The organism is Chryseobacterium sp. CFS15 (assembly GCF_031118795.1).
GTDB classification, from domain to species: domain Bacteria; phylum Bacteroidota; class Bacteroidia; order Flavobacteriales; family Weeksellaceae; genus Chryseobacterium; species Chryseobacterium indoltheticum.
In genome coordinates this window covers 538,110-552,668 of the sequence record NZ_JAVHYL010000001.1, presented here as the reverse complement: position 1 = coordinate 552,668, position 14,559 = coordinate 538,110, and the positions used below count along the sequence as shown (strand labels likewise).

At 34.5% G+C, this 14,559-nt stretch carries 12 protein-coding genes; 5 read left to right on the top strand and 7 right to left on the bottom strand.

The features are described from left to right. Nucleotides 1–68: 68 nt before the first annotated feature. From OH814_RS02675 to apaG, 3 genes are all read left to right on the top strand, one after another. A complete protein-coding gene (locus tag OH814_RS02675; RefSeq protein WP_076559970.1) occupies nt 69–2,882 on the top strand; it encodes a 2-oxoglutarate dehydrogenase E1 component in 2,814 nt (937 codons plus the stop codon). Between the two features lie 121 nt (nt 2,883–3,003). Beyond that, nucleotides 3,004–4,251 carry a 2-oxoglutarate dehydrogenase complex dihydrolipoyllysine-residue succinyltransferase gene (gene odhB, locus OH814_RS02670; protein ID WP_308826976.1) on the top strand — a complete coding sequence of 416 codons (1,248 nt, stop codon included), beginning with the start codon at nt 3,004–3,006 and terminating at the stop codon, nt 4,249–4,251. A gap of 83 nt (nt 4,252–4,334) precedes the next feature. After that, on the top strand, nt 4,335–4,721 hold the full coding sequence (apaG, locus tag OH814_RS02665; protein ID WP_076559974.1) for a Co2+/Mg2+ efflux protein ApaG: 387 nt from the start codon (nt 4,335–4,337) through the stop codon (nt 4,719–4,721). Nucleotides 4,722–4,784: 63 nt separating this feature from the next. On the opposite strand, the gene OH814_RS02660 is transcribed toward apaG, so the two are convergent. From OH814_RS02660 to OH814_RS02650, 3 genes are read right to left on the bottom strand one after another with little or no spacing between them, the layout of a single operon-like run. Beyond that, nucleotides 4,785–5,339: a 3'-5' exonuclease gene (locus OH814_RS02660; protein WP_076559976.1), complete on the bottom strand. Its 555-nt coding sequence runs from the start codon at nt 5,337–5,339 to the stop codon at nt 4,785–4,787. 30 nt (nt 5,340–5,369) lie between these two features. After that, a complete protein-coding gene (locus tag OH814_RS02655) occupies nt 5,370–6,353 on the bottom strand; it encodes a glycosyltransferase family 2 protein (RefSeq protein ID WP_308826975.1) in 984 nt (327 codons plus the stop codon). Then, entirely contained in the window at nt 6,354–7,232 is an 879-nt protein-coding gene (locus tag OH814_RS02650) for a lysophospholipid acyltransferase family protein (RefSeq protein WP_308826974.1), read from the bottom strand. It lies immediately after the preceding gene. Between the two features lie 77 nt (nt 7,233–7,309). Between OH814_RS02650 and OH814_RS02645 the strand changes: the two genes are divergently transcribed. After that, nucleotides 7,310–7,885, top strand: coding sequence for a thioredoxin family protein (locus tag OH814_RS02645; protein WP_308826973.1), 576 nt, complete (start codon nt 7,310–7,312; stop codon nt 7,883–7,885). Nucleotides 7,886–7,920: 35 nt separating this feature from the next. Here the strand turns inward: OH814_RS02645 and OH814_RS02640 are convergent, their stop codons facing one another. From OH814_RS02640 to OH814_RS02625, 4 genes are all read right to left on the bottom strand, one after another. Beyond that, nucleotides 7,921–9,282: an aldehyde dehydrogenase gene (locus tag OH814_RS02640; protein ID WP_308826972.1), complete on the bottom strand. Its 1,362-nt coding sequence runs from the start codon at nt 9,280–9,282 to the stop codon at nt 7,921–7,923. A 43-nt stretch (nt 9,283–9,325) separates the two neighbouring features. After that, a complete protein-coding gene (locus OH814_RS02635) occupies nt 9,326–10,888 on the bottom strand; it encodes a hypothetical protein (RefSeq protein ID WP_308826971.1) in 1,563 nt (520 codons plus the stop codon). A 213-nt stretch (nt 10,889–11,101) separates the two neighbouring features. Next, nucleotides 11,102–12,148 carry an HlyD family secretion protein gene (locus tag OH814_RS02630; RefSeq protein WP_308826970.1) on the bottom strand — a complete coding sequence of 349 codons (1,047 nt, stop codon included), beginning with the start codon at nt 12,146–12,148 and terminating at the stop codon, nt 11,102–11,104. A gap of 5 nt (nt 12,149–12,153) precedes the next feature. Next, entirely contained in the window at nt 12,154–13,485 is a 1,332-nt protein-coding gene (locus tag OH814_RS02625; RefSeq protein ID WP_308826969.1) for a TolC family protein, read from the bottom strand. A gap of 142 nt (nt 13,486–13,627) precedes the next feature. On the opposite strand from OH814_RS02625, the gene OH814_RS02620 reads away from it, so the two are divergent. Continuing rightward, entirely contained in the window at nt 13,628–14,431 is an 804-nt protein-coding gene (locus OH814_RS02620) for an AraC family transcriptional regulator (RefSeq protein WP_308826968.1), read from the top strand. Nucleotides 14,432–14,559: the final 128 nt, after the last annotated feature.

Below are 14,559 nucleotides of genomic sequence, written 5' to 3'. Positions count from 1 at the left end.
TCGGTTTTTTTTATTAAATTTGAAGATTAATACGTTAAACAAAATTTAATAATAGATAAACTGTAATAATGGACAGATTTTCATTCCTAAACGCAGCTCATTCTCAGTTAATTGAGGATTTATACCAACAATACTTAAAATTCCCTGACTCCTTAGAACCATCATGGAAAGCCTTTTTTCAAGGCTTTGATTTTGCGATTGAGAACTACAGTGATGACGAAAGCATCCAGTATGTACAAAATTCGGTGAAATCTTCACCTGCAGTACAGCAGATTTCTCAGGCGGCTTCAAATGGTGAAGTTCCGGAGCACATCAAGAAGGAATTTAAGGTGGTAAACCTTATTGAAGCTTACAGAACGAGAGGTCACTTGTTTACCAAAACCAATCCGGTGCGTGAAAGAAGGCATTATACGCCGACTTTGGATATTGAAAATTTTGGTCTTGACAAGTCAGATTTAAATACAAAATTCAACTGCGCAGTTGAAACAGGAATGAAAGGTCCTGCAACTTTACAGGATTTGATCACGCATTTGCAAAGCATCTACTGCGATTCTATCGGTGTTGAATATATGCACATCAACAATGTTCAGGAGAAAGATTTTATCAAGCAGTGGCTTCAGGTGAACGAAAACCACCCGGTTCTTTCTGCAAACGAAAAAACCGAAATTTTGTTGAAATTAAATCAGGCGGTTGCGTTTGAAAATTATCTTCACACAAAATTTGTTGGCCAGAAAAGATTCTCACTTGAAGGTGGTGAAACTTTAATTCCAGCTTTGGATCAGTTGATCTCAAGATCTTCTCAACTTGGCGTTGATGAGGTTGTTCTTGGGATGGCTCACAGAGGAAGATTAAATGTTCTTACAAATATTTTCGGGAAATCTTACAAGCAGATTTTCTCAGAATTTGAAGGCAAAGAATTTGAAGAAGATGTATTCTCAGGTGACGTAAAATATCACTTAGGTTCATCCAAAAAAATAAAAACAGCTTCCGGTGAAGAAGTTGCCATTAATTTGACGCCGAACCCGTCTCACTTAGAAACTGTTGCTGCTTTGGTAGTAGGTATTTGCCGTGCAAAAGTAGATGATAAGTATAAAGATTATTCTAAGGTTTTACCAATCATTATCCACGGAGATGGTGCATTGGCAGGTCAGGGTATTGCTTATGAAGTGGCTCAGATGATGACTTTGGAAGGGTACAAAACCGGAGGTACAGTTCATATCGTTGTAAATAACCAGGTGTCATTTACGACCAATTATATGGATGCGAGATCTTCTACATATTGTACAGATATTGCAAAAGTAACAGAATCGCCTGTAATGCACGTGAATGCAGATGATGCTGAAGCGGTAGTTCATGCGATGCATTTTGCAGCTGATTTCAGAGCTAAATTTGGTAAAGACGTTTATATCGATTTATTAGGATACAGAAAATATGGTCATAACGAAGGGGATGAGCCAAGATTTACTCAGCCTAATTTGTATAAACTGATCTCAAAACATCCTAACCCAAGAGAGATTTATAAAGAAAAACTGTTGAAAGACAGCGTGACTTCAAATGATGTTATCGCCAAAATGGAAACAGAATTCAAAGCGCTTTTAGATAAAGACTTTGATGCTTCTAAAGAAATCGAAAAGAATGTGATGGATATTTTCATGGCAGATGACTGGACGAATTTCCCGATTGCAAAAAGAGGAGCTGTTCAGGATGCCGTTGATACAAAATATGATTTAGCGAAGTTGAAAGAATTGGCAATTAAAATGTCAACACTTCCAGCAGATAAAAAATTCATCAACAAAATTACGAGACTGTTTGATAACAGAATCAAAGCTATTGAAGCAAACTCTTTAGATTGGGCTTTAGGAGAATGGCTGGCTTATGCTACTCTTCTCGTAGAAGGTAACAACGTAAGAATTTCTGGTGAAGATGTAGAAAGAGGTACATTCTCTCACAGACACGCTGTTGTAAAAACTGAAGATACAGAAGAAGAATATGTTCCTTTAAAAGAAGTTTCAGAAAGCAGATTTGATGTTTTCAACTCTCACCTTTCAGAATACGGAGTTTTAGGATTCGATTATGGGTATGCAATGGCATCTCCAAATACTTTAACGATTTGGGAAGCACAGTTTGGAGATTTCGTAAACGGAGCTCAGATTATTGTTGACCAATATCTGGCTGCAGCAGAAGAAAAATGGAAAATTCAGGACGGTTTGGTAATGTTGTTGCCTCACGGTTCAGAAGGTCAGGGAGCAGAACACTCTTCAGCAAGATTGGAAAGATTCCTTACCCTTTGTGCTAACGAAAATATGGTGGTAGCGAATATTACTTCTCCTGCTAACTATTTCCACTTGTTGAGAAGACAGTTGAAATGGTCGTTCAGAAAACCATTAATTGTAATGAGTCCAAAATCATTATTAAGACATCCAAAAGTGGTTTCTCCGCTTGAAGATTTTGCAAATAAAGGATTCCAGCCGATTTTAGATGATCCTACTGCAGATCCTGCGAAAGTAGAAAAATTAGTATTGTGTTCTGGTAAATTATACTTCGAATTATTAGCTAAAAAAGAAGAACTGAATTGTGAAAATGTTGCATTAGTAAGATTTGAACAATTATATCCGCTTCAAAATGACGCTATCGAAGCTGTATTTGCTAAATATGCAAACAAAAAATCAATCGTTTGGGCTCAGGAAGAACCGGAAAATATGGGGGCTTGGTCTTATATCTTAAGAAATTTCAGAGATACAGGAATTCAGGTTGTTTCGCCGGTGCCAAGTGGTGCTCCGGCTCCGGGAAGTCACAAAATGTTTGAGAAAAACCAAAATGCTGTAATCAACAGAGTATTCGACAGAGATGATGCTCCGGCTAAAAGACCGGTAACAGCTTAATAAAAAATTAGAAGTTAGAAATTAGAGGTTAGAAATTAGGTTTTAAAAGTCTTTTATCTATTGTCTTTACTCTTCTAGTCTAAAAAAACTTAATATCAATTAAAAAAATAAAAAATACGATATGTCAATTTTAGAAATGAAAGTTCCTTCACCGGGAGAATCAATTACAGAAGTTGAAATTGCAACTTGGCTTGTAAAAGATGGTGATTATGTACAAAAAGATCAACCAATCGCTGAAGTAGATTCAGACAAGGCAACTTTAGAATTACCTGCAGAAGAGAGTGGTATTATCACTTTAAAAGCAGAAGAAGGTGATGTAGTACAAGTAGGTCAGGTTGTTTGTTTAATTGATATGGATGCTGCTAAACCAGAAGGTGCTGCTCCAGCTGCTGAAGCTCCAAAACAGGAAGAAGCGCCTAAAGCTGCTGAACCTGCGAAAGCTGAAGCTCCAAAACCAGCTCCGGCTGCTCCTCAATCTTATGCTACAGGTACTCCTTCTCCGGCTGCCAAGAAAATTCTTGACGAAAAAGGAATTGATGCTGCTCAGGTTTCAGGTTCTGGAAGAGACGGAAGAATCTCTAAATCTGATGCTGAATTAGCTGCTGTTCCGGCAATGGGAGGAAGCTCTTTAACAGCTACAGGTGCTAGATCTACTACAACAACTAAACTTTCAGTTCTTAGAAGAAAGATCGCTCAGAGATTAGTTTCTGTAAAGAACGAAACTGCAATGTTGACGACTTTCAATGAGGTTGATATGTCTGAGATTTTCAGATTAAGAAAGCAATATAAAGAAGAATTTGCTCAGAAACACGGAGTAGGACTTGGTTTCATGTCTTTCTTTACAAAAGCGGTTACTAGAGCATTGCAAATGTATCCTGATGTGAATGCATCAATTGACGGAGATTTCAAAATAAACTATGATTTCTGCGATATTTCAATTGCCGTTTCAGGTCCTAAAGGATTGATGGTTCCGGTATTGAGAAATGCAGAGAATATGTCTTTCAGCAGTGTTGAAGCAAACATCAAAGATTTGGCTATCAAAGTAAGAGACGGTAAAATTACGGTTGACGAGATGACTGGTGGTACTTTCACGATTACAAACGGTGGTACTTTCGGGTCTATGTTGTCTACGCCAATTATCAACCCGCCACAATCTGCAATTTTAGGAATGCACAACATTATCCAGAGACCGGTTGCGGTTGACGGGCAGGTTGTTATTCGTCCAATGATGTATGTTGCAATGTCTTATGACCACAGAATTATCGACGGTAAAGAATCTGTAGGATTCCTTGTTGCGGTAAAAGAAGGGATCGACAATCCGGTAGAAATTCTATTGGGTGGAGACGAAAGAAAAGGCTTAGGATTATAATATTTTTTTAAATAGATATATATCTACAATCTCGCCTTCAAAAAAGGCGAGATTTTTGTATTTAATGTTTTAAATTGAATGAAATGTTTTCTAAAATTACTTCTAATATCAAGGTTTCGGTAGATCCTGAATATGATAGCAAGAATTCTTATCCTTCAGAAAACCGTTATGTTTTTAAATATAATATCGTCATAGAAAACGATGGTGACTTCCCGATTAAGGTTCTCAAAAGAAAATGGCTTATTTTCGATGTAGGATTTGGGTTTACAGAAGTTGTCGGTGACGGTGTAATAGGTCTGACTCCGGATGTGGAAATCGGGGATAATTTTGCATATTTTTCTAATGTAATGCTGCGTTCAGGCGTTGGCAATATGAGTGGGAAATACTTGGTCGAAAACTCAGATACCAAAGAGCAATTTGAAATTGATATTCCCAAATTTAATCTTTTATCTCAGGTTTTAAGCAATTAATTTGGATAAGATTTTCTCAAGTATGCTTTGAAGACAGTGATTCTGTAAGCGGAAATTTGATGACTAAAGCATTTTGATTTTCTGCTTCATAAAATCTGAAACTTCATCGTTACTTGTAATAAAAAGCTTCTCAAAAGCTAAAAGCGAAATTCTGGCACAAGCTTCTGCATCATCTCCGGCTCTGTGATGTTTAAATTGAATATTATGATATTCTGCAAGATGTTTTAAACCATATTTTGGAAGATAATTCCATGATTTTTTAGCTAACTGAATACTGCAGAGATAATTTAATTTTGGGGTAAACATCCCATAATAATCAAGGCATCCTTTCAAAACTCCTGCATCAAAACTCGCATTATGCGCAATCATCAATGTACCGTACATCATTTCCTGTACTTCGTACCAGATATCATCAAATCTCGGTGCATTTTTTACATCACTTGGTAAAATGCCATGCACATCAATATTTCTCTGATGAAAATACGGAAAGCTTGGCGGTTTTATAAGCCACGTTTTAGTTTCCACAATTTTAGAATCCTGAACAATACATATTCCCAATTCACAAGCAGAATGTCTCTCGTGAGTGGCGGTTTCAAAATCTAATGCGCAGAAATCCATTGTAATAATTTATAAATTATAAGTTACGAATTATTTACTTAAAAAATGCTTGAAAATAAGCCATTTCGTTTGGTAAAACTTTGATTTTTGGTGTTTTTGACGAAGTTTAAGTGTTCCGGGAAGCTGCCTGTAAAACCCAAAATGTCCTCTTCCAACAGCCCAAAGATGTGAGAATCCGTACTTATAGGCAAAATATAGAGAAGCAACTCCATCTAAGAGCATTCTTATAAATATAACCCAAATCAATTGAGGAAAAGGGAGATTTTTCACCATCATCGAAAGGTTATTTCTAATGTTAAGAAAAGTTTTTTGAGCGCTCTGTTTATTTAAAGTTCCGCCTCCCACATGGTAAACTTGTGATTTTCCGGTATAAAATATTTTCTTGCCGGAGTTAATCAATCTCCAGCAAAGATCGATCTCTTCCTGATGTGCAAAAAATCTTTCATCAAAACCATTCTGCTCCCAGAAATCTTTTGATCTTATGAAGAAGCAACATCCTGAAGCCCAGAAAATTTCTGTTTCGTCATTGTATTGCCCTTTATCTTCTTCCAAATCATCAAAAACTCTTCCTCTGCAATACGGATACCCCAAATTATCGATCAAACCACCTGCAGCTCCGGCAAATTCAAAATAATTTTTATTGTTAAAAGACAAAATTTTAGGCTGAATTGCAGCAATTGATTTATCTTTTTTAAATAAATCTAAAACAGGTTCGATCCAGTTTTCTGTAACTTCCACATCAGAATTCAGAAGACAATAATATTCTGCATTTATTTTTTTTAACCCTTCATTATAACCTCCGGCAAAACCATAATTTTTATCATTAATTACAATTTTTACAGTAGGAAAGTTTTGTTTTAAAAAATCAATAGAATCATCTGTTGAATCATTATCGATAACGTAAATTTCAGCTTCTTGAGAAAAGCGGATAACATTTGGAAGAAATTTTTGAAGCCAGTTTTTACCGTTCCAGTTTAAAATAACTACGGCTATATTTTTAGAATTTTCTGTCATTTATTCACCATCATAAGTTTTAATAGAATCCTGATATTTCCACTTTCTGTGTGACCAAAGATAATTGTCGGGATTTTTTCTGATCGTATTTTCAAGTAACTGATGAAATTTTCTTACGACTTCATTTTTTACAAACTTTTCTCCATCCGGATAAATTCTGTGATAATTAACCTGATAAAAACCTCTTTTTACCTTCTTCATTTCACAATAAATAAAAATCAGATCCATTCTTGTTGCCAGTTTATCATAACCGATAAAAGCAGGAGTTCGCTGGTTTAAAAATTTTAAACCATAATTGACGTGAGCAACATGCGGAGTCTGATCTGCTACAAACATATAAATAGATTCACCGTCATTTTGGTTCCTGAAAATATTTAAAATAACTTCATTAGCCTCTAAAGCTTCGTTTCCGAACTTGTTTCTGACTTTCTTCATCTGATCTTCCCAAAAGCTGCTGTTTACCTTTCTGTAAACCGGATGTGAGTTTTTTTGTGGAGTCAGTGTTGCCAAAGCATTCATCCATTCCCAGTTAAAAACGTGTCCCGCCATGAGAATGATATTTTTACCTTCAGCTTTAGCCTCGTGAAATAAATGCTGATTGATATGCTGCATTCTGACACGTGTTTCAGTTTCAGAAATACTGAATGACTTTACGGTCTCAGCCAAATAATCTGAGAAATTGAGATAGAATTTTTTTCTTATTTCTTTAATTTCCGCTTCTGTTTTTTCAGGAAAAGAATTTTTTAAATTTTGTGTAATAATCTTCTTTCTGTAGCCGACAAAATAGAAATTTAAAAAGAAGATAATATCCGAAAAAATATATAATATTTTAAGCGGCATCTTAGAAATCAGGAAAAGTATTTTTATCAGAAAATTCATAAAGTATGCAAATTTAGTGATAAAAAAAATATGGTTTCATTTTTGCTGGTAATAACTATTATTTTTATTTTTAAAGTATGAAAAAAATGTCGTTAGTAGCTCTTCTAGCTTTAAGCACTTTGGCTTGGGCTCAGAAGATTGAAAAACCAACAAAAGTTAAAAATTCAAGCGATAAAGCTTTGTTGGTAAAAAGTGGTGCAGCAGAACTGGAAGCGAAGAAAAAAGCTGCGGCAGAAGAAAAAGCAAAGCTGCCTAAGCCTTACGATCCTAAAGCGGATGCACAAGCGGATATTAATAAACTGGTAGCTCAGGCTAAGAAAGAAGGAAAAAACATTATGATTCAGGCGGGTGGAAACTGGTGTATTTGGTGTTTGAGATTCAATCAATATGTACAGACAACTCCGGAATTGAAGAAAATGGTTGATAAAAATTATCTTTATTATCACTTAAATTATTCTCCGGATAATAAAAACGAAAAAGTTTTTAGTCAGTATGGAAATCCTGGAGAGAAATTTGGTTATCCTGTTTTTATTGTTTTAGATAAAAATGGTAAAATGATTCACATCCAGCAAAGTGATGTTTTGGAAGAAGGAAAAGGATACAGTTTAGAAAAAACAAAAGAATTTTTCAATCAGTGGGCTCCAAAGTCATAAAAAGTAAAACCGGGAAAATTTTCCCGGTTTTTGTTTTACATAAATCTTTTAATCCAGCCTAGTTTTTTCTCGGAATAAGGCGGATATTTTATGTCTGGTTCGCCCCAGGTTGCTCGTTGTAGAACGGCTTTTTGATGTGAAAAAGTTTCAAAACCAAATTTTCCGTGATAATTTCCGATTCCGGAGTTCCCAACACCTCCAAACGGAAGGTTTTCATTTCCTAAATGCATCATTACATCATTAATACAGCCGCCTCCAAAAGAAAGTTTATTCGTGAAGTTTTCTTTTTCTTCAGCATTATTTGTAAATAGATATACAGCTAAAGGCTTTTCCAATTCTATAATTTCATTTAAAATTAAATTGAAATTAGTGAAAGAAATTACAGGTAAAATCGGCCCAAAAATTTCTTCCTGCATCACGTCATCTTTCCAATTAATATTTGTTAGAATCGTTGGTTCTATGTATAATTTTTCTTCAACATATTCTCCTCCAAAATAAATCTTGTCCTGATTGACCAATTTAATTAACCGTTCAAAATTCTTTTTATTGATGATTTTTGTGTAATGTTCAGATTCAGGTTCATATTTAAATTGCTGAATATTTTTTCTTAGCATTTCTAAAAACTGCTCCTGTACAGATTCTTCGATCAATAAGTAGTCCGGAGCGACGCAGGTTTGTCCGGCATTTAAAAACTTGCCCCAAACAATTCGTTTAGCTGCCACTTCAAGATTGGCGTCTTTTGTAATAATTGCCGGAGATTTCCCTCCTAATTCTAAAACAACCGGGGTTAAATTTTCTGCAGCAGCTTTGTAAACGATATTTCCTACTTTCGTACTTCCTGTGAAAAATATTTTATCAAATTTCAGCTTTAAAAGTTCTGTTGTTTCATCAATTCCGCCTTCGTAAGCGAATAAATATTCTGGTGGAAAATTGTCATTGATGATTTTTACCATCACTTTCATTGTATTTTCGGCAATTTCGCTTGGCTTTAAAATACAGCAGTTTCCGGCTGCCAAAGCTGCAACGATTGGAGATAATGAAAGTTGATAGGGATAATTCCATGCGCCGATCACTAAAATATTTCCTAAAGGTTCGGAATGAATTCTACTTTTTCCAATCTGATTAACAAGATTTGTGCGTACTTTTTTAGGTTTTGAAAGCGACTTTAAATTCTTTAGATAATACTTAATATCATTTAAAATAAAGGAAATTTCTGTGGTAAATGTATCAAATTTTGACTTTCCAAAATCTTTGTAAATAGCTTCGTATAAAAGATTTTCATTTTGTAAAATCACATCCCGAAGTTTTTCAAGATACATTTTTCTGAACCTGATATTTTTCGTTTGCTGTGTTTTAAAAAATGCTTTCTGTTTTGAGACGATTTCCTGAATTTCCATAAATCAATTTCATGAATGATAGCAAATTTTCTGCCTAAAAATTTTACATAATATTTCTGACGGCAATCCTTACCGGATGATACAGTAAAACCACAAATGCTGTTATTAAAGCTAACCAAAATAATCCGGTAAAAATCTCCATATTAGACAACAATATTGCCTGCGCATTTATTTTAGCTTTAAAAGCTCCCGCGGTTAGGGATAAAGATTCATTTATGGGAAGTTGCGTGATATTTGATCCAAAAAGTTGGTTCCATTGCGAGGAAAAAATCGGATTTGTATCAGTAAATTGAGAACTTAAAGCATCGGAATGTTTTAACGTTAAAAAAAGCATTAAATTCTGCATTAAAGCGTAACCGATCGCAGTTGTCCAGAAACGGGTTGTAGTTCCTAAAGCAGTGGCATTGGCAACATAATCTTCCGGCATTCCTGAAATTAAAAAGAAAACCAAAGGCGTAAATAATAAACCCTGCGCAATTCCTTGCAAAAATAAAGGCGGACAAATCGTTGAAAGGGTAGTGTCTGGATAAAATGTATAAGTAAACCAGGCGCAATCAACCGCCAATAAAATAAATCCGGTAAAAAAAACAATTCTTGAGGAAACACCTTTAGTTAAACAAATTCCTGATAAAAATACACCAATAAGTGTTCCGGCAACATTCCAATATTGTATATCGACGATATAATCCCAAGGCCATTTCCAGACGGTTGCCATGATGGCGTAGACATTATTTAAACCTGAACGAATCAAATAAAAAATAAAAAACAATAACATTCCGACGATCACATTTTTAGAACTAAAAACTTCAAAATGAAAAAGTGGACGCTTAGAATTTCTCTGTTTTAACATAAATAAACCTCCCGAAATCAGAAAGATGAAAAAACTTACAATAATGATGTCAGATTCAAACCACATCAGTCTTTTCCCGTAGATAATAGCATAACCTCCCGATTGTAAACAAGTCCAAAGTAGAAACCAACTTGTGATATCTAACTGATACAAAGGTTTTTTTGGGAAAAACCTGTTTCTGTTAAAAATAGCAATTCCGATAACTAAAATAAAAACATGAAAATAAACCATCATTAGAATCATATGCTGAAAATCGTAATCTTCAATGCTAGATTTTAATAAAGAAGTCGTAATCGTTCCGCCCGTCAACATGATGGAATACATGAAAAGATAGGCGATGATTTTGGCGTGTCTGGTTTTTAATTCGGCGATAATTAGCGGTAAAAAAATAGCACCTTCCAATACTCCGAAAATTCCTTCCAAAAACCTGATTACCAAAATAGCATAATAATTATTGGTAACCGATAATAAGTAGAGTATGATGACCGAAATGGAAGACATTAAAAGTACATAATATTTCACACTGAAATACGCCATAAACCGCTGTATTACTAAAAGTGTAACCACAAATGTTCCGTACATTAAAATCATTAAATATTGAATATCGTCTGAATCTACATCCATAAAAGAAGATGTGAAGGCGCTATTAGAATGTAATATCGACAACAACATCAGGTGAGGAAACAGCGCTAAAACCAAAAGAGGAATCTTCAGCCATTGCGGCACCCATCTATGATAAATTGTATTGTGTTGCATGTTTTTTTTGAAACAAAATGCGAAAAGACAAAAGGGCAACGGTGTAAAAGTAAAGGTAAGATGGCAAACTTGCGATTCTGTCTTTTCGCTAAAATATTGTAATTTGAAAATTTGACAATGAGATAATTTGAAAATTGCGAGCCGAATATTTTTATTCTAAAACTCTAAAACTCTAAAACTCTAAAAACTCTAAAACACTCCCACCCTCAAACTCTATATCTTTTTAGCACTCACCAGAACATTCATTCCGGAAAGTAGTTTTTCGTTGTTTTGATGATTGTTAAGAATAATTTTCACCGGAAATCTTTGTTCTATTTTCACAAAATTTCCTGTTGCATTATCAGGTTTTATTAAAGAAAACTGAGAACCTGAAGCTGGAGAAACCGAAACTATTTTTCCTTTAAATTCTACGTCAGGATAAGCGTCTGCTGTGATGATAACTTCTTTATTTTGGTTGATCTGCCCCAACTGAGTTTCTTTATAATTGGCAATAATCCATTTTTCTTTGCTTACAATTTGAACCAAAGCCTGACCTTCTTTAATCAACTGACCTTCCTGGATGGTTTTCTTACCAACCCAACCGTCGTAAGGAGCTGTCACTACTGTATAAGAAAGAAAAAGCTTAGCATTGTTCAAACTTGCTGAGCTTTGCTGAATCTGACTTTTTACCGGAGCAACTTTTGTTTCCTGTTCATTTACGCTGGCTTTCACTGCATTTTTCTGCTGTTCTAAAGCTAAAAGGTTTGCTTTTGCCTGCTCATAAGAAGCTTTGGCATTTTCAAACTGTTGTTCAGTTGCGGCATCTTCTGAAACTAAGTTTTTATATCTTTTAAAATCCTGTTCGGTTCTCCAGATGTCTATTTTGGCGGAAGCAATTTTAGCATCGATGATTTTAGTATCGCTCGCTTTGGTTTTTACTCCGCTTTCGATGGTATTAATATTTTTTGAATTGGCATTAAGGCTGGCTTCAGCCATTTTCACTTGGTTTACAAATTCACGATTATCAATTATAATTAAAGTGTCTCCTTTGTGAACGAATTGATTTTCATTAAACATAATCGTTTGAATAAACCCCGAAACTTTGCTTGAAACTGGCGTTATATATTGTTCGATCTGCGCATCGTTTGTCGTCACATTTTTTCGAGAAAAAAGATAAAAGCTTAGCATTCCGGTAATTCCTGTTATAATGAGAATCCACGCCAATAAAGTAATCGTTTTGTTGATTCTTTTTTCCTTTCTTGTTAATTGCTTTTGTGCCATAGTTTTTATAGGTTTCCAATCGCGTATTGGAGTTGGTAATATTTTAGCTGACGATTTATTTTTACTGAAATTAGATTAGATTGAGCTTCTAAATAAGCATTGTCAGCATCAATTAATTCGGTAATCAAGCTTAATTTATTGGTGTATTTTGTTCTTACAATTCTGTAGTTTTCTTTAGCCTGATTAATGGCTTCTTCTGCAATTTTTACCTTCTGATCGGTTTCTTCAAATTTCTTGTAAGTTTCGTAAACACTGTGCCTGATGTTCTCTTCATTTTCTTCGATCTGTAATTTTGCAAGAGTAATATTTTCCTTTGCTTCCTGCATTTTGTATTTATTTTTATAGAGACTTTCGATAGGATAAGTAAGATTGACACCGATCATTCCTAAACGATACGCATAAGGTTCGGGCGGAAAAAACATCATGTTCGGATATTTTAAAAAATATTCTCCTCCTGCGGTTATTTTCGGTAAATAATTCGCTTTTGTAATTTTTTGATCTATTTCTTTAAGCGAAAGATTTTTGTTGGCCATTTCTACAGATTCGTTTTTATGCAAAGCTGTTTCTGTTAATTCATCCACGTAAGGAATTTCTGCATTCTCCGAAATCAAATCTTCTGTATCAACATGCATTTCCTGATTTTCGGGAAGTGAAAGAATAGTTTTTAATTTATGTTCGGCAATCTGTACATCGTTATCCAATTCTGTCCAGCTCATTTTATGATTAGAAAGCTGTAACGAGGTTCTCAATACTTCATTTACTGTTACAACGCCATTTGCTTTTAAGGCTTTCACTTGTTTAATATTGACAGAATCTTCGTGCATTTTATCATTAATCAAACCTTGCTGCTCTTTTAAATGATGAATCTGAAGAAAAGCGGTGATGATTTCCATCGTTAATTGTCTTTTGTCTAAATGTGTTTTTAATGAAGAAATTTCAGTGTCAATGGCTGCTTTTTTCTCTGTATTTTTAATTTTTCCACCCATATAAACCGGAATGGAAGCCGAAAGCGTAAAATCATACATTCCATTGATGATGTCATACTTTGTCGCTTTTCCAAATACGCCATTTTCATGTTGAAAAAGATTTGAAACCTGATTGTAGCTTGTATGAAACTCAATGTCCGGAAGTTTTTCCATTTTGAGATCTTTTTCTTTGGTTTCCGACATTTCGTTTTTCAAATGACTGATCTGAATTTTTTTATTGTGTTTTAATCCGATCTCAACCGCTTGCTGCAAGCTGAGATGTTGATAATTGATCATCTGTGAGTGTAAAAGATTGCTTATGAGTAATAAGCACAACGCCATACAGTGATATCTGTGTGCGTTAAATATCATTTTCATAAATTTATTAAAGGTTTTTTGCTAAATTGATTTTGATACTGCAAATTTACGCAGTGATAACAAAGACATGATTTGTGAAAACAGAAAAATATTTGTCCATTTACGCCAATTTGATTTTTTTTCATACCTTTATTTTATGAATGACAGTCATTTTGGAGCCGTTGAAGAATTGGATGCTGAGTTTTATATTTATCATGTTCTTGCAGGCAATGTGAAAACAGAGATTCATCATCATAGTTCTGCACAATTAGTCTATGCTGAAGGCGGTATTGTGCATGTTTTTACCGATTTGAAACACTGGTATTTACCGGCAAGATGCTTCATGTGGATTCCCGCTGGAACACCGCATTATATTTTTTCTACAAGCTCGAAAGTAGATTTGTATAATTTTTATTTTAAAAAAGAGGAAAATGAAGATGGCTTTTTTGATGAAATTAATATTTATTCGGTCAGTCATTTATTGAGAGAGATGATTTTATATACAAAAGATTGGGATGGGAAAATCACAAAGAATGATGGTGCTAATTATTATTTCCTTAAAGCTTTAAAAGGTATTTTACCTGAAAAGCGAGATAAAAAACTGTCATTTCCGGTTCAGCATCCTTTTCCTAATGATGAAACTTTATTGAAGGTTGCCCAATACATTCATGCTAACCTTGAAAAGCCTTTAACCATTGAATCTACCGCAAAAGAATTTGGAATGAGCACAAGAACGCTATCGAGAAAGTTTAAAGAGATTTTAGGGATGAATTACGTTCGTTTTCTTCGTGCATTGAGGATCACCCGCTCTCTGGAATTAATGATTGAAGAAAAATATAATATGTATGAAATTGCCATGATGGTGGGATACAACAGTCTATCTTCTTTCAGTAATATCTTCAAAAAAGTAATTGGAATTCCGCCGACTGAATATCTGCATAAATTGAAAGGGAATACTTGAGTGGGAGTGTTTTTGGGTGGGAGTGTTTTAGAGTATTGGAGTTATAGAGTTTTAGAATTTTTGGCGTGATGTTTTGTGTCATTGCAAGAAATGACTTGACGAAGCAATCTCTTTAAAAAAAATAATAA

Coding starts and splice junctions, on each gene's coding strand:
- OH814_RS02675 (WP_076559970.1), top strand. CDS start 69: ATGGACAGATTTTCATTCCTAAACGCAGCTCATTCTCAGTTAATTGAG.
- odhB (WP_308826976.1), top strand. CDS start 3,004: ATGTCAATTTTAGAAATGAAAGTTCCTTCACCGGGAGAATCAATTACA.
- apaG (WP_076559974.1), top strand. CDS start 4,335: ATGTTTTCTAAAATTACTTCTAATATCAAGGTTTCGGTAGATCCTGAA.
- OH814_RS02660 (WP_076559976.1), bottom strand. CDS start 5,339: ATGGATTTCTGCGCATTAGATTTTGAAACCGCCACTCACGAGAGACAT.
- OH814_RS02655 (WP_308826975.1), bottom strand. CDS start 6,353: ATGACAGAAAATTCTAAAAATATAGCCGTAGTTATTTTAAACTGGAAC.
- OH814_RS02650 (WP_308826974.1), bottom strand. CDS start 7,232: ATGAATTTTCTGATAAAAATACTTTTCCTGATTTCTAAGATGCCGCTT.
- OH814_RS02645 (WP_308826973.1), top strand. CDS start 7,310: ATGAAAAAAATGTCGTTAGTAGCTCTTCTAGCTTTAAGCACTTTGGCT.
- OH814_RS02640 (WP_308826972.1), bottom strand. CDS start 9,282: ATGGAAATTCAGGAAATCGTCTCAAAACAGAAAGCATTTTTTAAAACA.
- OH814_RS02635 (WP_308826971.1), bottom strand. CDS start 10,888: ATGCAACACAATACAATTTATCATAGATGGGTGCCGCAATGGCTGAAG.
- OH814_RS02630 (WP_308826970.1), bottom strand. CDS start 12,148: ATGGCACAAAAGCAATTAACAAGAAAGGAAAAAAGAATCAACAAAACG.
- OH814_RS02625 (WP_308826969.1), bottom strand. CDS start 13,485: ATGATATTTAACGCACACAGATATCACTGTATGGCGTTGTGCTTATTA.
- OH814_RS02620 (WP_308826968.1), top strand. CDS start 13,628: ATGAATGACAGTCATTTTGGAGCCGTTGAAGAATTGGATGCTGAGTTT.